The sequence below is a fragment of the Brevibacillus humidisoli genome (assembly GCF_020923435.1).
GTDB classification, from domain to species: domain Bacteria; phylum Bacillota; class Bacilli; order Brevibacillales; family Brevibacillaceae; genus Brevibacillus_E; species Brevibacillus_E humidisoli.
Map to the genome: position 1 here is coordinate 3,905,368 of NZ_CP087263.1, position 25,451 is coordinate 3,930,818.

Annotated in this window: 17 protein-coding genes; 2 read left to right on the top strand and 15 right to left on the bottom strand. The window is 49.7% G+C overall.

What is annotated here, in order from left to right:
• Positions 1–141 precede the first annotated feature (141 nt).
• The 4 genes from LOK74_RS19130 to LOK74_RS19145 all read right to left on the bottom strand — a co-directional run bounded on the left by LOK74_RS19130 (position 142) and on the right by LOK74_RS19145 (position 9,332).
• Positions 142–1,029 carry a pentapeptide repeat-containing protein gene (locus LOK74_RS19130; RefSeq protein WP_230043588.1) on the bottom strand — a complete coding sequence of 296 codons (888 nt, stop codon included), beginning with the start codon at positions 1,027–1,029 and terminating at the stop codon, positions 142–144.
• 1,084 nt (positions 1,030–2,113) lie between these two features.
• On the bottom strand, positions 2,114–4,447 hold the full coding sequence (locus LOK74_RS19135) for a hypothetical protein (RefSeq protein WP_230043589.1): 2,334 nt from the start codon (positions 4,445–4,447) through the stop codon (positions 2,114–2,116).
• Between the two features lie 207 nt (positions 4,448–4,654).
• Positions 4,655–7,687, bottom strand: a complete 3,033-nt coding sequence (locus LOK74_RS19140) for an S-layer homology domain-containing protein (RefSeq protein ID WP_230043590.1) — start codon at positions 7,685–7,687, stop codon at positions 4,655–4,657.
• Positions 7,688–8,165: 478 nt separating this feature from the next.
• Positions 8,166–9,332 (bottom strand): TolC family protein, encoded by a 1,167-nt coding sequence (locus tag LOK74_RS19145; protein WP_230043591.1) that lies wholly within the window; start codon positions 9,330–9,332, stop codon positions 8,166–8,168.
• Positions 9,333–9,635: 303 nt separating this feature from the next.
• On the opposite strand from LOK74_RS19145, the gene LOK74_RS19150 reads away from it, so the two are divergent.
• Both LOK74_RS19150 and LOK74_RS19155 read left to right on the top strand, forming a co-directional pair.
• The gene (locus LOK74_RS19150) at positions 9,636–10,289 is read left to right on the top strand and encodes a YigZ family protein (protein WP_230043592.1); all 654 of its coding nucleotides are present in this window, start codon (positions 9,636–9,638) and stop codon (positions 10,287–10,289) included.
• 118 nt (positions 10,290–10,407) lie between these two features.
• Positions 10,408–10,905: a hypothetical protein gene (locus tag LOK74_RS19155; RefSeq protein ID WP_230043593.1), complete on the top strand. Its 498-nt coding sequence runs from the start codon at positions 10,408–10,410 to the stop codon at positions 10,903–10,905.
• Positions 10,906–11,014: 109 nt separating this feature from the next.
• Here the strand turns inward: LOK74_RS19155 and LOK74_RS19160 are convergent, their stop codons facing one another.
• The 11 genes from LOK74_RS19160 to LOK74_RS19210 all read right to left on the bottom strand — a co-directional run bounded on the left by LOK74_RS19160 (position 11,015) and on the right by LOK74_RS19210 (position 25,423).
• Positions 11,015–17,386: an S-layer homology domain-containing protein gene (locus LOK74_RS19160; protein WP_230043594.1), complete on the bottom strand. Its 6,372-nt coding sequence runs from the start codon at positions 17,384–17,386 to the stop codon at positions 11,015–11,017.
• Between the two features lie 195 nt (positions 17,387–17,581).
• Positions 17,582–18,658, bottom strand: coding sequence for a glycosyltransferase family 4 protein (locus LOK74_RS19165; protein WP_230043595.1), 1,077 nt, complete (start codon positions 18,656–18,658; stop codon positions 17,582–17,584).
• Between the two features lie 21 nt (positions 18,659–18,679).
• Complete coding sequence (locus tag LOK74_RS19170) at positions 18,680–19,417, bottom strand: WecB/TagA/CpsF family glycosyltransferase (RefSeq protein ID WP_230047062.1); 738 nt, start codon at positions 19,415–19,417, stop codon at positions 18,680–18,682.
• 142 nt (positions 19,418–19,559) lie between these two features.
• Positions 19,560–20,003 (bottom strand): 3-hydroxyacyl-ACP dehydratase FabZ, encoded by a 444-nt coding sequence (gene fabZ, locus LOK74_RS19175; RefSeq protein WP_230043596.1) that lies wholly within the window; start codon positions 20,001–20,003, stop codon positions 19,560–19,562.
• 147 nt (positions 20,004–20,150) lie between these two features.
• Entirely contained in the window at positions 20,151–20,669 is a 519-nt protein-coding gene (locus tag LOK74_RS19180; RefSeq protein ID WP_230043597.1) for a CDP-alcohol phosphatidyltransferase family protein, read from the bottom strand.
• A gap of 189 nt (positions 20,670–20,858) precedes the next feature.
• Positions 20,859–21,116: a DNA-directed RNA polymerase subunit beta gene (locus tag LOK74_RS19185; protein WP_230043598.1), complete on the bottom strand. Its 258-nt coding sequence runs from the start codon at positions 21,114–21,116 to the stop codon at positions 20,859–20,861.
• Between the two features lie 74 nt (positions 21,117–21,190).
• On the bottom strand, positions 21,191–22,045 hold the full coding sequence (locus LOK74_RS19190; protein WP_230043599.1) for a flagellar hook-basal body protein: 855 nt from the start codon (positions 22,043–22,045) through the stop codon (positions 21,191–21,193).
• Between the two features lie 35 nt (positions 22,046–22,080).
• Positions 22,081–23,070 carry a flagellar hook-basal body protein gene (locus LOK74_RS19195; protein ID WP_230043600.1) on the bottom strand — a complete coding sequence of 330 codons (990 nt, stop codon included), beginning with the start codon at positions 23,068–23,070 and terminating at the stop codon, positions 22,081–22,083.
• Between the two features lie 15 nt (positions 23,071–23,085).
• Positions 23,086–24,096, bottom strand: coding sequence for a rod shape-determining protein (mreB, locus tag LOK74_RS19200; RefSeq protein ID WP_230043601.1), 1,011 nt, complete (start codon positions 24,094–24,096; stop codon positions 23,086–23,088).
• 99 nt (positions 24,097–24,195) lie between these two features.
• Complete coding sequence (spoIIID, locus tag LOK74_RS19205; protein ID WP_230043602.1) at positions 24,196–24,480, bottom strand: sporulation transcriptional regulator SpoIIID; 285 nt, start codon at positions 24,478–24,480, stop codon at positions 24,196–24,198.
• Between the two features lie 211 nt (positions 24,481–24,691).
• Positions 24,692–25,423, bottom strand: a complete 732-nt coding sequence (locus tag LOK74_RS19210; RefSeq protein ID WP_230043603.1) for a M23 family metallopeptidase — start codon at positions 25,421–25,423, stop codon at positions 24,692–24,694.
• Positions 25,424–25,451: the final 28 nt, after the last annotated feature.

Sequence of the window (25,451 nt, forward strand, 5' to 3'; positions counted from 1 at the left end):
TCGACGTCAGACCCTTCTCTCGACTACCTGGACACAGTAACCCCTCTCACTCCCATGGCAGGGGAATCACCGCTATCCCCTTGGATCTCCCAAACACTCCTAAACTCTCAAGCAGGAAACCAAAACTAGAGGTTTAGGCTCCTACCATTCAACAAAAGCAGTATCGGCTCCTGTAAAATCGGTACCGCTTCGATTGGCATTACGAAAATCTGCAAATGCCAGAAAAGCATCCCGAAAGGTTGCATTTGACACATCAGCCTCATAGAATACACCGTATCCAGCTTCACTCTGATTCAGATTAGCGTTGGAAAGGTCTGCATTGCTAAAATCCGCGAAGGTTAATTCAGTCTGACTTAAATCAGCATGGCTTAGATTGGCGCCTTTCAATTCAGCATAGCTCAGATCGGCCTTTTTCACGTTTGCGTAGGACAGATTTACTCCTTTTAGATTGGCGTTGCTTAAATCAAGACCTTCCAGATCCGCTCCTGATACCGTTACGGAAAAAGAAGTATCTACACTCAAATGGGTAGGATCTTTTGCCGTTACGCGCACTGTAACGTCCCCAGGTACGATCGGATGAATGATCAACTCGTCTCCGGTGATGGTGACCGATGCAATGGTATCGTCATCTGAAACAGCACTATAGGTTAATACATCACCATTCTCATCTTCAAACACTGCCGACAAATCTACTTTTTTATCTCCACCTCCAATATTGTATTGTTTCCAGGTTGTTCGGATTGTCTTTGGACCTATTATCGCGGTCTGACCATCGATTGGTTCAGCAATAGAAGGAGCAAGGTGGGGTAACACTACCGCTGTTGCTGAGCCAAACTTGACTACCGCATTCGTCGCGGCATTGACTTCGGCAACATAGACATCATGCCCATCTACCGCAGCGATACTGCCATCACCAGGCAGATCTGTCCAGCTCGTCAGTCTATCGCCTACTCTTGGTGCCGGAAGTGTCGTTGCACTCGTCTTATAAACAAACTTATTGCCGGGATCTGCTCCCGAATCTACTTGCACGATGGTATGGGTCTCATTTGATCGATCATCCATTGTGGAAACGGTCAGTCCCGATGCTTCGGGTGGTGGTGGTGGAGGCGTATATCCTCCTTCTTTGCTATTCCCGCCTAACCACATCCGTTTTGTGGTTTTCGGTCAGGCCTACACCGTGCGGGCGCCTTTCAGCGCACACGGCGTGCCATCAACGATAAGCGGTGTAACGTACAACGGGCAGTGCCATCATACCATACCCTAGCTCCTCTATGGGTAAAAATCCCTTTACTTTCATGCAAAGAGCTCTACAAACGGAAGAAAAGACCAATAGGACTGCCAATACCAAGGTATCAGCAATCCTGATCGGTCTTGTATCAAACTGTTGCGCCCGTTGTAACATCACATCTTATCGCTGACTGGGTCCCTTCGCTCCGGTCTGTTTTCCCCTCCCGCCATGTTGCCATCGCGGTACCAACGGCAGACCCTCTTCACTACTACGAACCCGCCGCCATTCTGCCGGGATCGTTGACGCTATCCCATCTCCTCCGGCAAAACTTCAAACGTCCCGTTCCGTCTATCCCTTCTTTTGATGACCGTAGGTTCCCACTATTCAGGTATGAGAACGACCAGTTTAACAGCCCAATTGTGCTGATCGCCGCTGCATGATCGCACATGCAGGGATGGATGCCGAACTGCTAGCATCGGATCACGACACCCACTACCTCACCCTGGATCGTCATGGGTTCGTCTGCCTAACCATAGCCACCTTTTAAGGAGCCCCGCCTCTAGCGAGTACGACTTTACCTGACTTCACCCCTTCGGCGTGGATAGCGCCTCTCTGGATGCAGGAGATTAGGCACAGGACTAATGCAATGAACAGGGAAACAATGAATAGTGAATAGCGCCCGATGTCAGACATTACACGTTTTCATTGTTCCTTATTTATTATTCATTGCATTTACGCTGTTGTCCTGAACAGGAATTGCACCTGTCGATTCAACGGAACAGTTAGAGAAAACCCCCATAGCCGACTAATGTCTGCACTATGGGGGTTTTTCTCCACTTCTTTCGCTCATCCTAGGGATGGCTTATGAAGTTGCGTTTCGGTTGACTATTGAACAGTAACTTCTACACCTTCAGCTACACCGTAGCCATTAGCGTCAGTCAAAGTTCCAGCTTTAGTAGTCACTGTAACTGTATCAGCTGCTTTGATTGTGTCCCAGTTAGAATCTCCACCGGTAATGGTCAGGATCAACTTGTTATTTTCAACGTCCGATGATACAGCGTCTGTAGCACCATCTTCAAGAGCAGTAGATCCGGCTTCGATGTCCATCTCGGCTAACACAGCGGAGAGGTCAGCAGCAGTGAATGCTGCGTCCAGGTCCTCATTAAAGGTTAGTACAAGGATGTCACCAACCAACTCAGCAGATTGCAATTCAGCTGCTGTGTTGTCAGAAATGGTCACAGTCAAATTAGTAGTGTCAGCTACATTCCCAGCTTCGTCTGCTACATTGGCCACAGTAAGAACGGCGTCTGTTCCAAGACCTACTGTTCCAATATTTACAGAACCCTCAGGAAGTTCAATAGTGACCATATCCTTAGAGGAAGAATTAAAGTAAATGTCAGTACCATCAGGTAGGGACTGTCCATCGAGTTTGTAATTGCTCAGATCCAATGCACTTGCAGTTACTTTCTCACCAAAATCTACTACAAAGACGTTCTCGCTACTTGCTCCATCTAATGCAACTGTAGGTTTCTCGTTGTCGGTAGAGTCACCCACTGTTACTTCTGTAGTAAATGCAGCGTTTTTGTTACCCAACGAGTCAACTACGGCACCTTCTTTGAATTGAAGAGTGTAAGTACCGTTAGTCATCTCTGTTCCCCCGGTGACAAAGTCTAGAACAAGGACTTTTTCATCTCCACCAGCAGCACCCTTACGGTCTGTCTCTGCTGCAACTAAACTGAACCTTACACCATCTTCGTTTGTAACAATGATCTTGGTCTCATCAACATCAGCACCATCTTTGATCATCTCGTCAAATGTTACTTCAATCGCCTGCTTATTGGAGCTTACTTCAGCCGAATCAAACGCTGGTCCTTCAGCATCGCGAGTAAAGGTAAAACTTTGAGATACTGCTTCAATACCATTCCCCGTGGCATCTTCAACAGCATCAGCATCAATCAAAAGAGTCACAGTTGCACTAGAAGCGGTGCTGTTAGGATAAATACCGTACTCGTTAGGTCCTTCACCACCAAGATCAAACTCAACGTCATAGGTTTTACCAGTTGGATCTACAGTTGTGTTTTTATTAACAGTGGTAGCCGTAGCGTAAGCATCACCATCATAGTAAACTGTAGAGCCAATAAGTACTTTAATATCTCCATCTTCCAATTCAGTTCCACCTAACGGCTCACTGAATTGGACTCGGATAGCATTTTGGGCAATTTGTTCAATTGAATCAATTTCTGGCGCCACTGCGTCGTCCGGAACTTCGAAGGATCCATTGTAGAGAGCCATTTCATTACCTGCAACGTCCTTAGCACCTGCTACGTATAATGTTGCAGTTGATCCTTTCGTCAAAGTCGGAAGATCAGCTTGAAGAACAGTAACAGTGGTATCACCGGCTCCTACAGCTTGAACTGTAACTGGATTGCCATTAACGCGAACAATCGGATCAACAGCATCAAGCGGTTCGGAGAAAGTGATTTCCAAATCACCATTTGACTTAATAGTAGCTTCCGTTACTTCTGGTGCAACCGTATCATCGAAAGACACTACATGAGTGGACTTGGCCAGTGTTTGACTCTTGTCGGCGGACTTAACGCCTGCAATTTCGAAAGTTTGAGAGGTTCCATCTTGAGATGTGTTAAAGGTTAAAATAACAGTCTTTTTATCATCCTGGAGCTCCGCAGTTACGTTAGTGGTATCCAACTTAGTACCATCTACAGTGTAACTAGAAGTTGTATCCCCAGGAAGAGTTGTTAAATCTTCAGCGGTTGTTTTATCGACTTCTACACTAAATACAACCTCAACTTGAGTTGCGTTAATAGCACTTACACTCTCAACAGTCAGTTCACCAGGATCTACCGGATCAAGTTGAGAAATCGGATCAACATCTTCACCAGTTACAGCATCTGTGTAGATTCCTTCGAAGTCGTTTTCGGTAGCTTGACGCAGGGCATCGAAGAGAGATTGTTGATCTACAATTTCCTTCAGAGATGCTGCTTGGCCATCTTCATGTACGTAGACGACGTTGTCAAACGAAGCGTCCACGATTTCGCCGGTAGCTGTTGTGCTGTCGTTAACGAAAGCGCTAATGGTGTAGTATTTGTCAACCTCTCCGCCGATGTAGAAACCGCCACTTGGTGCAGCGTAAGCGGAGGAAGCGATGCTGCTTACTACAGCCGTTGATAATACAGAGAGTACCAACTTCTTGTTCTTCACGTACTACCCCTCCAGATAGTTGATAGGAATCTTTTTATGAAGAAGAGAAACATCGTGATGGTCTGTATCTATGCTGATTGCTTCTCTCCAACAACAATATCATGCTTTCAAAGATTGGGGGCTTCTATGTAGGGATACCCTCGGGGGTGCCCCCGAGAGTACCTACTATGAGATTCCCAAATCAATCACACTAGATTGAAGAGTATATTACTCAGCAACGCTTACGCTGATTTCCTCTTCGTCTTCTTTATCGCCAAGAGTTACGTTGATCGTAGCCTTGGTTGCCTTATCTTCGGTAGCGAATTCCAGCGGACCGAAGGAACCGTCGCTGTTCACTTCAGCAGTTTTGGTTTGACCGCCAAGGGTTACTTCGACAACGGCATCCTTGTCAACGGTACCAGCAGGTGCCTCAACTGTGTAGAAGTAAGCACCAGCCAGTGCTACACCTTTGGCTTCAACGTCCTCTTCTTTAATCAGGTCGTCGCCGCCAGGCTCTTCACCAGATTGAGCAACTTGCTTCAGGAACTCTTCGACTTCAGCGCGGCTGTACTCGTCTGCTGGTTCATCCAGTACCAGTACGAAGTCGTACTTGTCGCTGTTGTCGTCGGTGTCGACGAGGATGACCAGATCGTCTTCGTCAGCGTCGCGAACTTTTTCGTCGTCGAATACGATTACCGCATTAGACAGTTGGAAGGTCTTCTCATCGAAGTCGTTTCCAGTAGCTACTTCCAATTCAACTTCGCTCTTATCGAAGTCAACCACACGGCCAACTACAACGTCGTCAACTTGGGAGTAGTTTTTGTTGATCTCATAACCATCTCCGTCGAGGAAATCGTCATCGAGAGTTGCGATCACTTCTACGCTGTCGAGGTCGATTTCATCGTCACCGTTCAGCTCGAAGTAGATCAGGTCGCTGTCAGCGAATTCTTTTCTTGCATCTTCATAGTCGCCGTCCAGCTTGTATTCTTTTTCTTCACCATCTTCGTTGATGATGATAGCCGTATCGTCAGTGCTCTTGCTGAACTCTTTCACGTAACCGAAGGTACCTTCGGAAGTAATGGAGTTGGAGATAACGAATACGTACTCTACATCGCCATCTTCAGTGATGTAGTATACTTCGTGATCGTCACCTTCGACGTAGCTCCACTTGGTGGTGTCTGCATCGTCGATCTCGTCACGGTCACCCGATTTTTTCAGGTCGCCAGTCAGATCGAAGACAACGGTGCTGTCAGTGATGTCGTCACCATCAAGCGTATCTTCTTCGGACTCGTCTCCGAATGTGTCAGCATCCATGTGCTGCAGGTCGTCGGAGTCAAGAACCTCAACAGACTCTACATCACCTTCGTCGTCCAGTTCCAGCTCAACGAAGACAGGTTTTTTGCTGCTCACTACATTGAATACGTCAACGTAGTCTTTCAGGTTGTCGGAGTCGATATCGTCATCATCGTTTTCGAAGGAGATATCGTCAGCATCAGTAATGACAACTTTTTTGCCACTGACACCTTTCTCGTCAACCACTTCAAAAGTCAGCTCGTCGCGGCCTGGATCGTAGTAAGCATCTTTGGTTACGACAGCTTTGACGGTGTTGTCATTGCCTTCGCCTACCAAGATGTGGCGTACACGGCCGCTGGAGTCGAGGTAGAGGGTTACCTCGTCATCGTACAGATCACGAATATCGTCATCGTTTGCAACTTCTGCAGTCTCGTTGTCATCGTCAGAGATGGTTACGTCGCCTCTCATGCGGTAGGTTTCACCGTTGATGACCAGACGGTTGTCAGTGTCGCTCTTGATGGTAACTTTCTCAACCGTACCCTCAACTGTTTTGCTGGTTGCTACGACGATGCGCTTGTCTTCGTCGCCACCTGCATAGTACACGTTCACAACGTCGAGCGGTTTCAGGTCACCAAACGTTGCACGCTCACCGTTGCGCAGGACGATGAAGTCAGTACCTTCTTCCAGATCTTCGAAGTCGAGGTCATCGCCATCGAAGAACTCAAGACTCAGATCCTCAGCGTCGATTTCTTTGACAACTTCAGAACCGAATTTATAGTCGGACTCTTGGTCACCTTGTACATCGTCGACGATGTGGATGTAGTTGATTTGACCTTGGCCGTTCAGCACGGCTTTGGTTTGCATGCCATCTACATCAGAGTTTTCGATGACGGTTTCGATGAACTCCTGCATGTCGTCAATTTTTTGATAGTTGTAGACGAATGCAGCGTTGTCAGCGAACTCGTATTTGCGTCCGCCCAGCTCTACGCGGATTTCATCCTCGTCATCGAGGTCAACGTTGTCATCGTCGTAGTTGTCACCATCGAGGTCATCTCCATCAAAGGAGAAGGCGTCGAAAGTGGTGTTGAGAACTTCTTCATCTTCAGAAGGTTCCATCCAAACGATTACGTTGCTGCTTTCCTTCACCCACACTTGTACGTGTTGGCCAGCGAACTCGTTCGGGTTGATGCCGTTGGATACCTTGTAGGTACCTTTCAGACCGCCAGAGAAACCAGAAGCCAGCGTGATTTCATCCTCTTCCAGGTCGCCCAGTTCAACAGCCGGTACGCCGGTTACGAACGGAAGGTCGTCAGCATCGTACTCGTTGTCCAGGTCATCCTCTGTATACCAGTCCATGTCGTATACGATTACGTTGAGGTAGTCCTCAACCAGGCTGGTTCCCGGAACAGCTTTGTACTCGATCTGCGAACCGTAAGTAACTTGTTTCATGAGGTCGATGTCCAGAGAGTTGTCGAGCATCATGAATACGTCAGCACGAGTAGCAGGCTTGTTAGGATCGATTTGTACGTTGTCGGAGATGCCCAGCTCAGCTGCTTTCGCGATGAAGTTGTTCGGCCATCCAGCTTGGCTTACAGACGGCTCGTAACCCAGTGCGCGAACGAGCATGGTAGCTGCTTCGGCATAAGTAACGTTGTTGTTCGGACCAAACGTGTTGTTCGGGTAACCTTTTACAAGGCCTTCACCGGACGCTACGTTAATCCAACCGGAGTACCAGTCGGACACCAGGATGTCGCTGTACTTGGTTTGATATTTTGCGAGCGGTACACCGCTAGCCAGACCGCGAGCACGAACAACCAGAGTAGCGAACTCAGCGCGGGTGATCGGGTTTTCCAGGTTCAGTTGACCTTTGTCGTCACCGGTAACCAGCTCAAGAGCTTGCAAACGGTCGATCGTGTTTTGCAGCTTGGAATCGATTTGAGTGTCATCTTCAGCAGCACTTACTGCCATAGGAGCTACAGACAGTGCCAGTGCACTTGCCAATACGCTGTTAACAACCTTTTTCATAACCTTAGGTTCTCCTCCTCTAGTATAAAGAGATTGTCTTTGGGGAATTATTTCTTTTGTATCTTTCTTTTTAAAGCCCGAATCCTGCAAGCGCGTTTCACCTCCCTTCGCAGGATCGTGGATTTTTTCGCAACAGATTAAATCTTTCAGTAAATCTCACGTTTGCGTAAAATACAACAATCCCTAGTGTATCATAAGTGCTAGAGTTCGTGAATTCTTTTTTACACAAATTCCCCATTTTGTGTGTGACATTCTATTAAACGCTTCATCCATTGAAAAGTTGCGGTGCCTTGGAGAAAAAATTTTTAAATCTTTGCGAGACGAGGATTTGCCGTAATCTGTACGGTTTTCCAGCCTCACAATTCGTATTATAGGGGAGGCGAGATGGATTGTCATCGCCAACCTTTTTCCATTTTTACGACTAGTTGCCCAGCGCGTTTTCAAACGAAACCAGAGCCAGGTTGTAATTGTGTACAGCCTGCTGGTATTGGTTCTCGCGATTGGACAGCTCTTCTTCAGCCTGGATCACTTCCAGCGTTGTCGCAAGACCAGTCTCATAGCGCAGATTGGTCAGTCGATAATTTTCTGCCGCAGACTCTTTTGCTTTTTTATAGGCATTGATCGCCGTTAACGCTGAATCCAGATTGTAGTAGGCCTGAGAGACTTCAACAGCGATGTCCTGCTTTGTCTGCTCCAGTTGGATCTGGGCCTTCTCCTTATCTCTGGTACTGATCCGGCCTTGATAGGTACCGAGATACGCATACTTATCGATCAACTCCAGATTTAGTTGCGCCACCTTGATCTCTTCCTCTTTTTGCTTTACTTCTACTCTTTGCTCTTGTGCCTTGGCAATCGATTCTTCCAGGTCGATCTGCTTCTTCTCGATTGATAAGTCTGTGGAAGTAAGGTCCCACTTCTTGGACAGATCGGAACCGATAAACTGATTGAGCTTCATGCGGGCCACTTCAACGTCGCTTTTCGCCACAGCCAGAGCTGCCTCGGCACTAGCTACGCCTGCCTCCGCCTGGAGCACATCGGTTTTTGCTCTTGTTCCCACGTCAAAGGCTGCTTTTGCCACCTTGAGCTGTGCCTCTGAACGCTTTAGGCTTTGTTCTTTCAGCGCTAGTTCATTTTGCGCATGCAGCAGTTCGTAGTAAGCTTGTTGCGCACCAAGTTTGATCTTATTCTCGGTCGCCTGATACGTGAGCTCATTCACCTTTTTGGCCATTTCCGCTTTTGCTTCATTTACGTATTTTTGCTGGGCGGTCTCCAGTGAGTTGATGAATTCTGAAGAGAGGTCATCTAGTTGAGAATCCACCATCCTGTAGTTAATGTTGGCATTCTCCACATCAAGCTTAAGAGCCTTTAAGTCTGGGTTGTTTTTCAAAGCCATCTCGATTGCCGTATCAACCGTCAGTTCGTTTTGGTTGACTTGCTCTTTCGCCTCGGGCTTTGCTTGCTGAGCCGACTCAGCAGATGGCTGATTGGGGATTGCGGTGGACTCAGCCGCTGCAGCAGCCGTAGATGTCAGCACCAACGCTGCCAGTGAAAGGCTCAGCCACTTCGACTTGGAATATGGAAAGTTCATCTGGTACACTCCTTTTCGGTCTCATCTTTTCAGTTTACCGTTTTATTTTCTCACAAGGCTTATCATACCGCTCCTCACCTGACTATACCACAGCCTTGAGTCGGATTGATGTCAGGTTGTCCGATTGTTAGAAAGTTTTCATCTGATCCGTATTTTTCCACACTCTCTATGTGTATCCCTCCTCGGTTGATTTGATGACGGCATAGAACCTGTCTATTATTACGTTTTAGTGACAGATTTGATTTCAGCCAATTGCATCAAGGTGGAAAACTGGGCTATGCTGTCTCATGAGGTGATGTTTGCGTGATACAGCAGTACAAGACAGTCGCAGGCTATGGGGAACAGGAGATCGTGATTGAACGTTCGCGTTTTATCGGTTACGCGCAGCGAGCGACGACAGAGGAGGAAGCGACCGCGTTCATTGCGATGATCAAAAAGAAACATTGGGATGCGACGCATAACTGCTCCGCTTTTGTGATCGGTGAGCACGATCAGATTCAGCGCTCCAGCGACGACGGGGAGCCGAGCGGGACGGCAGGCAAGCCAATCTTGGAGTGCATCAAGAAAAACGGACTCAAAGATACCGTGGTCGTCGTGACCCGTTATTTTGGCGGGATCAAGCTGGGAGCGGGCGGACTGGTGAGAGCCTACACAGCCGGTACCGTGGCCGCGCTGCAGGGCGCGAGGATCGTGGCTCATATTCTGCACGTGCGCATCACCGTGACGGTAGACTATCACTGGTGGGGCAAGGTGGAAAACGAGCTGCGGGTGGGCGATCATCGCGTGGTGGACACTTCCTATACAGATACGGTAGCGGTCCAAGTACTGATTCCGGCCGGAGAAGAGGATGGATTTGTAGAGCGCATGACTGATCTGACCAATGGACAGGCCGAGATACTTCTTGAGGAGAAGGAGTACGTCGAGGTACCGATTGAAGAGGTTGGGGAGGAAGCGTAGAAAGGATGACGCGATATTTCCGGGCAGTGGCAAAGCGCAGTGAGATTTTCTTTGCGACATCCCTTGTCTTGTCTTACCATTATATAAGAGGATCTGGAGGATAAGGGGAGGTCAAATGATGGGGAAGTCGCTGGACGATCTATTTGCGAAGATCGAGCAGATGGGGGAGCAGTTCGGCAAAAAGTTTGACCAGATTGATCAGAGGTTTGAGCAGATCGATCAGAGGTTTGAACAGATCGACAAGCGGTTTGAGGAGATTGATCAAAGGTTTGAGCAGATTGACCAGAGGTTTGAACAGATTGATCACAGACTTGAACAAATGGACCAGCGGTTCGAGAGGGTTGAGTCACGCCTTGATCGAATTGAAGGGCAGACGAAGCGTACCGAGGAGATGTGTGCGTCCCTGATCAAGATGGTCGGGCAAAACAATTCCTATCTGCAAGAAACGAATACACGCATCGATCGGCTTGAAACTACAGTGAAGAGGCTGCAAGCGGACAACCAGTACAGTCAGAAAATCCTCTGGAGGCATGATCGGGAAATCTTTGCACTGGGTCATCACCTCCATGTGGACCTGGATGCACTGGTAGAGGATGGCCCGGACGACCCCAAGTAGTTGGCTTATTGATACTAACCATACATTCCTCTCCATAGATTAAGAAAGCAGCAAAAAAAGCTGATGGGCTCGCGGCCCTTCAGCTTTTTTCCTTATTTGCCTGCCTGCTCTAGCGCACGGCTTGCAGTTCCGGCAGTTTCTTCTCATCCGCCATAATGTTGGCCATGATGATCGCTGCATCCCCACGCAGCAGGTTGGCTTGTGGCTCAAACACATATCCCTGTTTGGGATCACTCTCATCAACAGGTGCCCCTTTGACGTATCCTGCCTTGGCTATTGCCAATACTGCCGAACGGCTGTATGGCGAAATCAAGTTATAGTCCTTGAAGAGTTTTTGCAGGTCTTTCTCAATCTTTTTCGCATTGGTCTCCATTTTCAACTCCAACGCGCGGGCGATGATGACCGATGCATCCTCACGTGTGATAGGTGCGTTTGGCTCAAAGGTTTGTGCCGATGTGCCTCGTAGAATACCCATGTTGGCAGCTGTTTCGATATAGCGGTAATCCCACAGGTCATCCGCATCGTAGTACAGCGGCACGTCATTAAAGTTAAGTTTTTCCGGGTCGAAATTAAGCGGTACTCCGAGGGCACGAACCACCATGGCGGCAAACTCACCTCGGGTAATGTTTTGATCCGGGCCGAATTCGTCGATTTCTACCGGTTTCATGACCCCTTTTACGTACATCGCTTCCGAATGGTTGCGTGCATAAGGGTGTGAGACTAGGTCATTAAACGTGTGCGACAGTTTGCCGACCACGTAATAACCAAATCGGTCGAAGTTGACCGTGATCTCTGCATTCTTGGAATTGACGACTCCGCCAACGTTAGTCCAGGTATAATCTTCCGGATCAAAGCGGAACACGGTTACCCATGCGGACGCATCCGTCACGACATTTTCGTCGAACTTGAGCGTCAGTTCCCCCCGTTTGGTCGGAACAACCATCAGGTCAGCGCGTCGCTCGTCGAAGTCCGGCAATCCCGATGACGGCATTTGATGAGGCAGGAAGCCGTGCTTCACATCATCGTATTCCGAGGTGTCGTCATCGTCGGCCATACCGGCGTCAATCCAGTACAGAGGACTGATCGGCTTAAAGTTGTAGTCAAACGACCCCTGCAGCAGAGCTTCGCTTCGTTCGATGCTGGCCTCAAAGCTGTTCGGCCATTCCTCGTAGTCGTACCGGTTTACGACGCCATCCACCGGGTTTGCGATGCCAAACAGGATGGAATGGTCAGCGTATACCTGAGTCTTGTACAAGTTGGGGCTCTTCGGATCCATCCGGCGCACATATGTGTCTTTCGGGAAGTCCAGTTCTAGAGCATCGTCAAACACTTTGTGGCCGCTGTCCATCGGCTCCATCATCTGGGCTCCGGGGATGAGATCCTGCGCGAACATGATCTCGAATTCACCCTCTGTTTCATCGTCCCCGTTGATGATCGTAAACTCTATCGTGTTGCTCTTGTTCGGTTTCAGATCCATCACGATGGCGCGGAACACATCCTTGTAATCAGTGTCACCATCATTGTCTTCGTCGAAGTCGATCATTTCCGCTTCAATGTCGTTGATGATGACCTGCTCTGCACCAACAGCTTCGATAATCACTTCCACGTAGTTGCGGTTGATCGATCCGTTCCGTTCCTGAACCACCGGTCTGAGGATCGTATACGGCAAGTTTCTAGGCGAGATCTCCAGTGTGTAGCTGGCGTAAGGACCGGACTTGCCGGAGTTGTACACCTTAAAGGTAAAGATCGCCTTGTTGCCGTCCTTTGGCATGTCCTGATCTTCGATGATGAAGGAGAACGTCTCGTCTTCCGTATCGTACATCACTTGCAGATCTTCGATGTCGTCATTGTTGTTAAAAACGGTACTGCTGTTTACCAAAGAAAACTCATTGGTCAGGTTCCACGTCCAGGTGGTTTTTGTATCAGTACGTTCGATTTGCAGGATATAGTTCTCTGCATCGTCACCCAACGCACTCAACTTCGTCTGTACCGACTGGCGAGAAGTGCCCAGGTCAATAAAGTCAAACGTACCATATACGTTAAATTCTTTTTCTTCCGTCACATAAGCGCCATCAGAACCTTTAAACCGCTTGGAATCTTTCTCCGGTTCTTCATAGCTTGCCGGATACGGGTAAATATCCGTGTCAGGTACCGGTATGACCGGGACGTTAGTAGACGAAAGCCGGATCACCAGTTCCCGTTTGTAGATATCTTCTTGTTTGGTCGTCGGACCATCCGACTTGTAATAGAAGATAATCTTGTTCTCACCAGGCAATAGCGCTTCGTATATCTGTTCAAAGGTGGTAGAGTTGGTTCCTGCTGTCTTTACATTAAAGCGATTGGGGGCGCTGCTGCTCTCCCGCTTCAGAGAGACCTCAAAGTTATTGACATACAGGAACAGTCGTTGATCGTCGCCTTCTTTTACGAAGTAGGCATCATTCGACAGATCTGCATTGCGCATTTCACCGGCAAGAGCGCCAAGTGCCTTCTCCACGACTGATTCGACTAGGTCGTCCTTTGGTTCGGTCGTATCAATGTTGATCACTTGACCATCGTACATGGAGTCAAAGGTGACAAATGTGCCTGCCACATACGTGACCGTACGCTTAATCTCCTGCTCCACACCATCTACTTTCAGCTTGAATGTAAGCGTCTGTGTTCCTTCAAACGGCAGCTCTTTCAGCAGGAAGTTGATGTACGTCACGTCGTGATTGACTCCATCGATACGGACTACTTCATCTTGAATCGAGTAAGCAGCCATTTTGTTCGTATTGTATGTGACGAAGTACTTGTCAGGATTCTCGTGCAGCTTGACCGTGTCTCCGGCCAGGCTGGTAGCGATCACTTCCATATCGAAGTTGGCGCTCGCGTCCGGAAGGCTGCCTGTCGTACCCGTACCATTCATATCAGCCGAATCGTCATCAATGACCACATACTGAACAGCAAATGGTGTATTGTACAATGTCGTTCCATCCGTCAACCGAGCCAGATTGTCCAGATTGAGCAGCCAGCTCTGACCGATGCTGCTGACATTTCCTGGAGAAGCCTTGAAGTTGACCTCGTGGAAGAACGGTTGGTTGGGCAAATCCAACAAGAAGCGCAGTTCACCGTCTGCCGTGCCTTGTTCTGCTACTGGGTTCAAGGTAAGGTTGTCTGCAAGAAGGTTCACCCAGTATTCCGTTTGGTAGCCGCGCGTACTGGTAGACAATGTTTCGTTGATTTCAAAGATGAAATACGGATCGCTTTCCTCGTAACTTTCGCCGGCGATCGTCCGCAGCTTCACTCCGGGAATAGAATCAAGCACATCGCCATTTTCATCCTTGTATACGACAGTTGCCGTATAATCCGGAATGTAGCCGCCGACGATTTTGGTCACATCAGGCTGGGCAGAACGATCGTCGCCGTCAAAATTGCCGTTCAACAGCACCATTGCTTCATTGATAGAGGTTAACGGCACATTGCCCACACTCACGTTGGCTCCGCCGCCCTCTCTCGGATACGATCCTTGCAGCGAGATATAACCGTAGTCGTTGAAGAACGACTTACCGCTCGAATCCATGATGATTTGCAGGGTCTTGTGTCCGCTTGTCTCACCCAGCCAGCGCAATCTTCCCTGAATACCAAGCGGGTCGGAATTTCTAAAGATACCGCGGTTATCCGTTCCGCTGCCGTATACCCCTTCGACCAACACTTTGCTGGTGTCGATGCCACTCAGTGTGCTGGTGGACTGTTTCCGCAGCTGATTTTGCGGATCTTGGAAAATCACGTTGATCGATTCGCCTTCGTCTACGTTGCCGCTGTCACCATCAGCATTCACTTCTGCACGGATGATCGAAGGCTTTGTACTGTCAAACGAACCTGCGGCAAAGAACGGCAGATTGCCGGTTCCATTCAGCGTTACCCCATCGGCTACATAAGCGATGGTCGTACCGGCCGATGCTGTAACCGTTGAGATTGCACCGGACAAAACTACGCCTGGCGCAGCCACAACAGGAATGGCTGTTGCTCCTGCTGGTGCGTCATCTGTGGCGATCGCGTACTGAGTGCCTACCTGCAGCACCGTTCCTCCGGTCACAGCAGTGGAGATCCCTGCACCACCAATGGCCAGAGAAAGTTTGCCGTCCAGTCCGACCCGTTGGCTGCCGCTCACCGAACCAAGGGAGGTTCCGGCACTAGTGGTCGCTGTGGTAACGGTGCTTCCATCAGACAAGGCGTCTCCATTCAGCCCTACAATCGGCAGGGTGGAGATAGTTTCACTGCCTGCCGCCGTATCACCAATCGTCAAAGCAGTGCCTGCCGGATTTTTCGGTACGGCCACAATGACCGGTTTTCCGTCTGCAACAAGCAGTTGTCCTGATTGGATACTACCCAGCAAAGCAGCTTTTTGATCACTGCCGACGTTGAGCGAGAGTTGGGCATTCACGTCACCGATCGTGCTGAACGCCTGTTTTCCATAGACGCGTCCTTTGTCTCCTCCTAGTGCTACGCTGCCCTGTACACCCGGACCGGGGGCAACACCTGCGTAATTGATCTTTTGCAGTACGTAATCAGCCTGTATGGTCTCGGTGGCATATACCTTTACCTGACTGGCTGGACCTGCTGCGTCAGCTGCCACAATGCCATATATGATGTCGGCAGGGGCCGCCGGATCGTCAACAAAGCGCACCAGTTCTCCTTCCGTGAAGGCGACAGCAGCATTTGCCGGGATTCCTCCAGTATCTGTACCGGTCGCCGTATCATGTACTTTTAAACTGACTGTCGTGCTGTTGTCACTGTTGCTGGTTGTGCTGTCCACCCGAACTTGCAGGTTTGCTGCCGTATCGGTAACCGTAGTCGCTGTCTCATCCACGGTATCAACAGCAGGGTTATTCTCATCGACAGCTTTAACAATCCGCGTGTTTTCCGGGATTAGTTGCGCAGGATCAGGGTTGCCTACGACAAAGATCTGCTCCACCCGATCACCGCTGTTTAGCCCATCGCCTACCAGCACCCAACGCTGGTTCGCATTGGCGTCATTGACGGCAGCGGCTGAATCGGCACCATCGCCAATCAGCAGCACGTCGCCAATCTCCAGGTCCTCCGTCAGCTGGAGCACTCCGTTGTCAGCGTCGTCGTTGTCGATGCGAATCGCCGGATTGATCCCCGGTAATGTTGGGTCGTCTTCAGCAACCAGTTCTTCCTTAAACACGATGAATGGCATATTTGCCGTCGTGCTGTCGGTAGAAGCCCATGGGACAAATTTCTCAACGTCTGCTTCGCCAAGTGTTATCACATACGTGCTGGGATCTACCCATTCACCGGTCGTCTGCACACTGTTGTCGGGATTACGCTCGTCCAGAGCTGGTATCTCCACTACATTTCCGCTCGTTCCACCAGCCACGTAGTAAAATCCGAGCATATCGTTGATATCAGCAGCGTCATCCGTACCCGTTCCACCGTCTACGTCCTGGTTGAACTCGATGACGATGCGCTCATCGGCATCGACACCCGATGTACCGGTAGCATCTGCCTCCATATAGACAGCAGTCACGCGTAGGCCTTCTTCTTCCACTGTGTAACCATTGGGGACAATCACCTTGGCGTTCAGCTCGATCGCTTCGCCATTTGCATCCCCGCTGCTGTCATCATCCTCAATATAAAACGGCTCCAACTTACGCAGGTAGCGCTCTTCCGTTTCCGCTCCTGCAGCTGCCGGGTTTACCAGTTTTTCGTCGTAGAATGTAACATTTCCGTCAAAGTAGACAACGGTACGATACGTTTCCGTGTATTGGTCTTCTGTCCGCAAGATAAACTGAAGCAGGTTTTTTCCAGGCTGCAGTTCGATACCTTGGGTAGAAAAGCTGGAGTTGGACATGACCGAAGCCGTCGTCCCCTCCGCTTCACCGGTCGAAACATCAATGACATTTACCGTCACTTGTTTGACGTTTGGGGCGTTCCCTTTGATAAATACCGTTCCTCTTCTCGGATCGCTCACATTGTTAGGAGTGATCACCGTCGTACCGGTATCCTTGATGATTACTTCCTGAGAACCACCTGTGATCTGCAAATTATACAGCGAGGGGGCATCAATATAACGAACAAATACATGTTGGGTATAGGCAGCTCCTCCGCTGGTTCCGTTAAATGTGATTCGGTTCAACCCGGGGAAAAGCTGTACGCCCGAAACCGTGATTTTGGATCCTTGGGTAATGATTCCGCTATTCGGACTGGCACTCAGCCCTACTTCCATCGTATCCTTGTTCACGATTTGTTCCACCGTATAGGACAGAGTGCGTCCATCTACAGTGTTGAGCGTCCCTTCCATGTCTATACGGGACGAATTGTGTTCATACGGATTGTTCACATCCGTGCTGTTTAATTGCCGATTGGTAAAATCAATAAAATTGACCGCGCCGTAGGCTGGTGCCGGTGGTATGGTCGTAAACATCGTGCCTATCATCATCACAAAGACGAGAAGCACTAACAACGGCTTTCTGAACATTCTTTCCCCTCCTAATGTTTCTGCGGCAACTGCTAAAATGTTTCCCTTTCTTTTATATCGGTGTCTCTGCCTTTGATGATTAGACTTGTTTGCCTGTCCATACGTGCAGTCGCAAAAATCTTCGTTTTAAAAAAAGAAAGCCGCATCTGCTTTAAACAGATGCGGCTTCACGTATTTTTCACTTAATAAACCGTATTATTGCGTCCTCCGAGTTAGACGGCGGTAGGCGTTGATGATCGGACGGTGGCCCCTGCCGACCAGACCCGTCACTTCCGTTGCCATGTGAATCACAACAAGCAAAATGCCCATAATGATAATCGAGGCCCATAAGGCTTCCGTCTGGGTGAGCAGGATCGCCGTTGCTCCAAACAGGATACTGACCCCGTAGATGGTGATCACCGTAGTCCGATGGGACAGGCCCATGTCCAGCAGACAGTGATGCAGATGTCCCTTGTCCGGACTGGATATCGGCTTCTTGTTGACAATGCGGCGAACGATCGCAAAAAACGTATCCCACAGAGGCACACCAAGCACGACGATCGGGATGATGAAGGAGACAAACAGCGCTTCTTTAAAGCCCATCACGGACAGCGCAGCCAGGTTGAACCCGAGAAAGAGCGCTCCCGTATCTCCCATGAAGATGCGGGCGGGATAGAAGTTGAAATACAGGAACCCCAAAATGGCTCCTAACAGGACAAAACAATAAGTGGAGACGACGATGTCATTCATGATGAGGGCCATAATCGCCATCGTGGCGGTAGCAATCGCCGATACTCCCGCCGACAACCCGTCCAAGCCATCGATCAGATTGATCGCGTTGGTTACGCCAACAATCCAGAACATCGTAATCGGTATGGCCAGCCAGACGAGCCAACCGCTGGAAAAGTCGATCATGCCACCGAACGGCAGGTTAACCACGCCAATCTTCAAACCAAACGGAATGACAACAATGGCAACGCCAACCAACTGCCCGAGCAGCTTCCATCTGGGAGCAAGCTGGTATCGGTCATCCAACATACCGACGAGCAGAATGATCGTTCCCCCGATAAAGATACCGATGATTTCATTTGTCAATGGTACAAACAGAAACAAGGAAACCACATATCCCAGGTATATAGCCAAACCGCCCATGCGCGGCATGATTTTGGTATGTACTTTTCGACTGTCGGGAGCATCCACCGCTCCCAGCTTGACTGCAAGACGCTTTACATAAGGTGTGGCCAAAAAAGCAATCAGCAGTGAAGTCAAGAGCCCTAAAACATAGCTGGACATCTGTATTCTCCTCTCTTACCCTTACGATTGCATTCGTTGTGTCCATTTTTCCCGCAGAACGGCAGCCACAAATTGCGGAATCGCTAACTGCCGTCGCCAACGGGAAGGCTGACTGATCAAGCGGTAAAGCCACTCAACATGCATCTTTTGCCAAATGAGAGGGGCGCGCTTTACGGCACCTGCCAACACATCAAAACTGCCACCTACCCCCATCGCCAAGGGAACCTGAATCTGCTCCCAGTACGTGTGTATCCACTCGTCCTGCCTGGGGGAACCAAGTGCTACGAACAGCAAATCGGGGCGTTTGGCGGCGATATCTTCTACGATTGCTGCTTCTTCCTCTTTGCAGAAGTACCCGTCACGAACACCGACGATCCGGGACTGCGGGTACTGCGTGCTGAGAGTTGAGGCAGCCTTTCCGATCACATCAGGACTGGCACCCAGCAGGTAAACACTCCACCCATAAGCATTGGCACGTTCCATCAAGGCAGTCATCAGTTCGATTCCCGTCACGCGCTCTCGCATCGGGTAGTTCAGCCACCGCGCTGCATATACAATGCCGATGCCATCTGGAACGACATAGGCTTGGTCCAAAACCGCCCTAAAATGAGGATTGCTGCGAGCCACCATCACCACTTCCGGATTGGCTGTGACCACATGGGTTCGATCGCCTGCATCGATACGTCCCGTCAGGTGAGTCACGGTCTCCTCAAAGCCACTCGTCTTAAATGGTACACCCAGTATCTTTGCGACCTGCATCAAAACATACCCACCCTCGTTAGTTAGACGCAATCCGTTTGCAAAAAGTTACGTCAGCGTAACGCTTTCTTTTCAAAAGTAAATCTACCGTTATTATAACGGAGTTTACCTCTTGTGTAACAGTACTATTTGGAATAAGCCTTTATGCCTTGGACAGGGCAAACAGGAGATCTCCTTCAGCCACGACCTTCTCGCCGACTCGCGCCACAGCATGCCCTTTTCCTAGTGTACCCCGCAGCCGGGTCATTTCCACTTCCAATTGCAGTGTATCCCCTGGCGTCACCTGTTCCTTAAAACGAAACTGGTCAATGCCGGCGAAAAAAGCAAGCTTGCCCTTATGCTCTTCCATACTGAGCACCGCAACCGCGCCAACCTGGGCCAACGCTTCTACGATCAGGACCCCCGGCATCACCGGGTATTGGGGAAAATGTCCCTCGAAGAACGGCTCGTTCACCGTGACGTTTTTCAGACCGACTGCCCGTTTCCCAACTTCTAATTCCGTGATCCGATCGACCAGTAAAAACGGGTATCGATGCGGAATAATCGCCTGAATCTGTGTGCTATCAAGAACTGCCGAAATTTCCATGCCAACAACTCCATTTCCATTAAGATTGCTTGTCCCGCACGCATGAAGAGACTCTTGGCCATATAAACTATGGTCAATTCCCTTTCCCTGCGGGGATGCGGGATTGAGATAAAGGGGCACTTCTCGCTGAAGAAGTGCTCTTTATCCTTATGATACCCGATTGATCAACCGGAACTTGACCACATAGACGGCACTGGTGACAAACGAAAAAACGATGACAAACCACAGCCCAATCTCGGCGTACGGATACTGAAACATAATCAGGGTAAATACCAGATAGAACAAGACTGTTGTCAGCTTGCCAAACACATTGGCTGGAACAGTCTTTTTTCCACGCAAGTGAAAAATGGCGGAAGCGACAATCATCCCAATGTCCCTAGCAAAGAAAAACAGGGCGGCCCATACACTTATCCGCTCTGTCAAAAAAAATGATGTGATTACCGCTAACATCATCAGCTTGTCTGCCAAAGGATCCATCATTTTTCCAAATTCGGTTATTAACTTATAGGTTCTGGCAATGTACCCATCGATTATATCCGTCAAGCCCGCGATGATCAATATGACATAGGCGATCTCGATTTTGTAGGGATATGATGAAAAGAAGATGTATAGATAGATCGGTACCAGCAAAATCCGAAAGATCGTTAGAGCATTAGGAACGTTCATCCGAATCCCTCCGTGGGTCCCACCTCTGACACGCGACACTCCTTGACCACTTGTTTCATTATACCTCCATTGTTTGTTGAACAGCAACAGGGCTTTTGCCAAAGAATACCTGTCAAGGAGGATGCACACGATAAAAAGAAAAGAGCTTTCGGAACAAGGCCGAAAACTCTGCTGTACGATGCCTTTGTGTTACGTGCCTTCAAAGATTAAGTCGTACATATGGGTAAACGTACGGAGATCAAAGACCTCCGATACAGGGCGATCCCCCAGTACACTGTAGCCGATCATCAACCCCACGATCAGCGACAGAAACAACAAGCCGGGGATCAACAGAACTCTCGTCAACAGCAAAACCCGCTTGTTGGCCCTGCCATTGGGCTTCGGCTTCTTTTGCTCGCTTGTTTGCTGCGGCCTGCGCGAATAGCGGTTTTGTTCCACTTGTTCCATCAGGACTGCCTCCGTTTTTTCGTATGCGCCGCCTGTTCAGCCTGCTTCAGCAGTCAGCGTGCACGGATGTGGCTTCAGCGGCTGCGCAGGGAATTGGCAATCCCCATCATTTGTTCACTGATTGCGACTGCACGTGCGTTTAACTGATAAGCCCGCTGAACGGTAACCAGTTTGGCCATCTCTTCCTGCAGATTCACATTGGACATCTCCAGGGCTCCCTGGCGGATCTTGGATCCAATCCTCAGGTTTTCCTGGGCAGGAGGATACTCGGGGTTTTCATAATTTAAAAAGCCCATCACCAAACTCGGATCGTTTACTCCATCCGGCAGCGTCAATACATATTCGTTGTCTCCGATCTGCCGATACTGCCCTGGATTTGGGATGTGCCAGACCGGAATGCGCGGATCTTCTTCCGCCCCATTCACCATGATCCGGCCATCAGGGCTGATCGAAATCGTATCAGAGGGGTCGATGTCCAACTCCACTTCGAAACCATCTTCCCCCACCAGCTTGTCGCCAGATGCATTGACAAGGCTATAGGTTCCAGATGTGTTCTGCATCAGTTGGAATGCACCATTACGGGTGAAGACGTACTCGTCAGGGTTGTCCATCCGTCTCACCAGGAAGAAGCCTTCCCCCTCGATCATCAGATCAGTCGGGACGTCAGTCGCCTTCATATTGCCTTGGCTCATATCCAGGCGCGTCTCACCCAATCGGACACCGCTGCCAATTCTGAGTCCCGGTGGCGTGGTACGGTTCTCCCTATCATTGTACGGCTGCTCGTTCATGGAGTCAAACAGCAGCTCAGAAAACGAGGCATTGCGCCGCTTGTAGCCAACTGTGTCCAGATTGGCCAGGTTGTTGCCTGTTGTATCTAGAGCGTATTGAATGCTGCGCAAAGCGGAAGTGGATATGTGTAAGGATTGCATTCCGTACACCCCTTTCCTCAAAGGTTGTAACTAGCTTATCCGTTTACCCGGCCAATCTCGTTAGCCGCTTTTTCCAATGTACCGTCAAGGGTGGTGATGACCCGCTGGTTCGCCTCGTAAGCCCGCAGGACGGTCATCATATCGGTCATCGTCCTGGCAGAATCTACGTTTGCCCGTTCAATCCAGCCCTGACGAACCGCGTAAAAACCTTCAAGCGCAGGATCTTCGGATACGTCAGCCGGGACCTCTTCTCCTTCCCAGCGGTACACACTGTTTCCTTCCCGTACGAGCTGGTACGGATCGTCGACAACTTTGATCCCGATCCGCGGTCCGGGTTCATTATTCAACGGCTCGGTTAACGGTACATATGTCCCCTCCGGCTCAAATGGGTCAGGCCGCAGCAACTGTCCATCCGGCAAAATTTTCAGATCTTCTCCCACGTCGATGGTGCCTCCGACCAAGTCTTGCAGACCGTTTACGCGGATCGCACGATTTTGCTGGTCCAATACGTGGTATCCTTCTGCTGTCACCAGATACCCCTGGTCGTTTACCTGCCAACTGCCATTCCGGGTATAGCGGATATTGGCAGGGTCGACCGGCTGATCCAACTGAGCATCATCCTGCAGTCGCGCCACACCGAAAAACAGGCGTGGTTGAACCGGCTTGCCGTTGACGACTGGCCCATCCGGATCGATCGGCAGATTGTCTGTCAACGCCACATCGAAAGCGGAATAGGTCTGCTCGATATCTCCCTGCGCAAAGTTGGATATCGCTTCTGGGACGTATACACCGGTATGCAGCCCGCCGATCACGGCGGGCTGGCTGGGAATGCTAGGCCATCCCTGAATGTCCGGACTTTGCGAGTCGCGGATGCGCGATATCAACTGTTCGGGAAACGAACGCATCACAGCGTCATCCTGTTTGTATCCCGGCGTATTGATGTTTGCCAGGTTGTTCGAAAGCGACTCCTGCTGTCGCTGCAGCGACTGCATGCCTGAAGCCGCCGTGTACAATCCCCTGATCAAATGAGGTCAACCCCCTTATCCAAAAAGCTTTTTCTTCCTGCTCGGTAGCTTGTCCAGATATTCCAGCATCAATCCGGTACCTTTGGCCACACACATCATCGGGTCTTCAGCGATTAGTACCGGAACCCGCAGTTCATCAGCCAGCAGTTGGTCAAGACCGTGCAGCAGGGCCCCGCCGCCTGTCACGGAAACCCCCTTATCTATGATATCGGCAGAAAGCTCCGGAGGTGTTCGCTCTAAAACATTTTTTGATGCTTGTACAATTGCGCTAACCGACTCAGCCAGGGCTTCTTGGACTTCGTGCGACGCTATCGTGATGGTTTGCGGCAGCCCGCTCACCATATTGCGTCCACGGATGTCCATTTCGTCCTGGCGTCCGCCGGAAACGGTCCCGATCGTAATCTTGATCTCCTCAGCCGTGCGCTCTCCAATCAGCATCTTGTATTTGTCTTTTATGTACTTCATGATAGCTAGATCAAATTTATCGCCTGCTACCTTAATAGAAGAGGAGGTGACGATATCGCCCATGGAAAGAACTGCCACGCCAGTCGTGCCTCCCCCGATATCCACCACCATATTGCCAGAGGGTTGAAAGATGTCCAACCCCGCACCTACTGCTGCAATCTTCGGCTCTTCTTCCAGGTAGACCTCCCGTGCACCACCACTTCGTTCAGCCGCTTCCCGTATCGCCTTCTGCTCCACAGATGTGATGTTGGTTGGGCAGCAGATCAAAACACGGGGACGGGTCAACAAACTCTTGCCGCCAATCTGGGCGAGAAAGTGCTTCAACATCGCTTCTGTAATCTCAAAATCGGCGATCACTCCGTCGCGCAGCGGTCGGATTGCGACAATATTGCCGGGAGTCCTTCCTACCATACGGTGTGCCTCATGGCCTACGGCCAGTACTTTTTTCGATTGACTGTCAATAGCTACTACAGAAGGTTCATCAAGTACAATTCCTTTTCCTTTCACATAAATCAGCACATTGGCCGTGCCTAAATCGATCCCGATATCTTTGTTAAACATGAAAGGGCCTCCCTGTACGGTGTAAACATTCATTACTAATATCATAGGCCGGATTTCATGTGAGGACAAGGAAAACCTTCACGTTATAACCAATAAAATCTAAACGCTTTCTTCCTGTTCTCGTCTCACCTTTTTGCTTTTCCGTTTGTACTTGATCTTGGTCGCTTCCCCTCCTCGCAGATGACGGATTGCTTTGTGGTACTCCAGTATCTCCTTTACCTGGTTTGCCAATTCTGGATTTATCTCGGGCAGTCGCTCTGTCAGATCTTTGTGCACTGTGCTCTTGGAAACACCGAATTCTTTGGCGATCATGCGAACCGTGTTCCGCGTCTCCACAATATATCGGCCAATCTTTATGGTCCGCTCTTTGATGTAATCATGCACGCCCCTCGCCTCCCTGTATCGGAATTGTCTGATACAATATATGGGTAGGTGGGGACACATATTCTACGTTTCCAAGCCTGACAAGCTGGCAGCACTCAATCTTTTTTCACAGGCGTGTACACATGCCGGATTTTACAGCGCTTGACAGCATGAAAAAAACCCGGCTTTGGACCGGGTTTTTTTCTCCTGTTAACGCCAGAGTGGTTTTCTCTTACTGCGATTCTGCTTTGCTCAAATATTGTTCCGGGTCGACCGCATTGCCATCGACACGCACTTCGAAGTGCAGGTGGACACCAGCATCCTTTTCGTATACGTTGCGACCGGCTTTCCCAATCAGTTGACCCTGTTTCACTTCATCTCCCGGTTTTACGGAAGCGGATTCCAAACTTTGATATACAGTGGTCATCTTGTCGCTGTGTTCAATCTCGACGAGGACGCCGACCAGCGGGTCTGTTTTCACCTTGGTTACTTTTCCGTCCAGGGCAGCCATCACATCAAATGGTTGTTCATCTTTGGCCACAAAGTCAATCCCGGTATGCGGCGTGTAGGCCCCGTCGTACTGTACGAGCGCCTTTTCCTGCTCTTCCTCGGGAGCTGCATCGTCGAAGAAGCCCATTCCCTTTTCAAACGGAACATCTTTGGCTACCGGCCACGCCAATGGTTGCGACGGGGTATTGACTGGTACAGCTGATTGATCCGTCTCATCTGTTACCGCTGCCTGACTGCCGTCTTCAGGGGTGGTCACAGTGACACCATCCATCACGTCTGTCTTGTCAAGCGGGGTGTCATTGGCTGTTCCCTGATACCACATCACAATAGCGAGGATGATTGCTGCGGTTCCGATGTAGATAGCTGGGAACGCCCATTTTTTGCCCAGGAACGATCTCCAGGCTGATGTCTTTTTAAATGGAATCGGTTGTTTTTGATTCTTTTGATCTTCCATTTCTTATCACCTCAGTCCTCAGTATCGC

What these genes read in the sequence shown, in the direction of transcription:
- LOK74_RS19140 (WP_230043590.1), bottom strand. Translation starts at nt 7,687, where the DNA reads ATGGCAGTAAGTGCTGCTGAAGATGACACTCAAATCGATTCCAAGCTG.
- LOK74_RS19160 (WP_230043594.1), bottom strand. Translation starts at nt 17,386, where the DNA reads ATGTTCAGAAAGCCGTTGTTAGTGCTTCTCGTCTTTGTGATGATGATA.
- LOK74_RS19185 (WP_230043598.1), bottom strand. Translation starts at nt 21,116, where the DNA reads ATGGAACAAGTGGAACAAAACCGCTATTCGCGCAGGCCGCAGCAAACA.
- LOK74_RS19145 (WP_230043591.1), bottom strand. Translation starts at nt 9,332, where the DNA reads ATGAACTTTCCATATTCCAAGTCGAAGTGGCTGAGCCTTTCACTGGCA.
- LOK74_RS19155 (WP_230043593.1), top strand. Translation starts at nt 10,408, where the DNA reads ATGGGGAAGTCGCTGGACGATCTATTTGCGAAGATCGAGCAGATGGGG.
- LOK74_RS19210 (WP_230043603.1), bottom strand. Translation starts at nt 25,423, where the DNA reads ATGGAAGATCAAAAGAATCAAAAACAACCGATTCCATTTAAAAAGACA.
- LOK74_RS19180 (WP_230043597.1), bottom strand. Translation starts at nt 20,669, where the DNA reads ATGAACGTTCCTAATGCTCTAACGATCTTTCGGATTTTGCTGGTACCG.
- LOK74_RS19170 (WP_230047062.1), bottom strand. Translation starts at nt 19,417, where the DNA reads ATGCAGGTCGCAAAGATACTGGGTGTACCATTTAAGACGAGTGGCTTT.
- LOK74_RS19165 (WP_230043595.1), bottom strand. Translation starts at nt 18,658, where the DNA reads ATGTCCAGCTATGTTTTAGGGCTCTTGACTTCACTGCTGATTGCTTTT.
- LOK74_RS19190 (WP_230043599.1), bottom strand. Translation starts at nt 22,045, where the DNA reads ATGCAATCCTTACACATATCCACTTCCGCTTTGCGCAGCATTCAATAC.
- fabZ (WP_230043596.1), bottom strand. Translation starts at nt 20,003, where the DNA reads ATGGAAATTTCGGCAGTTCTTGATAGCACACAGATTCAGGCGATTATT.
- mreB (WP_230043601.1), bottom strand. Translation starts at nt 24,096, where the DNA reads ATGTTTAACAAAGATATCGGGATCGATTTAGGCACGGCCAATGTGCTG.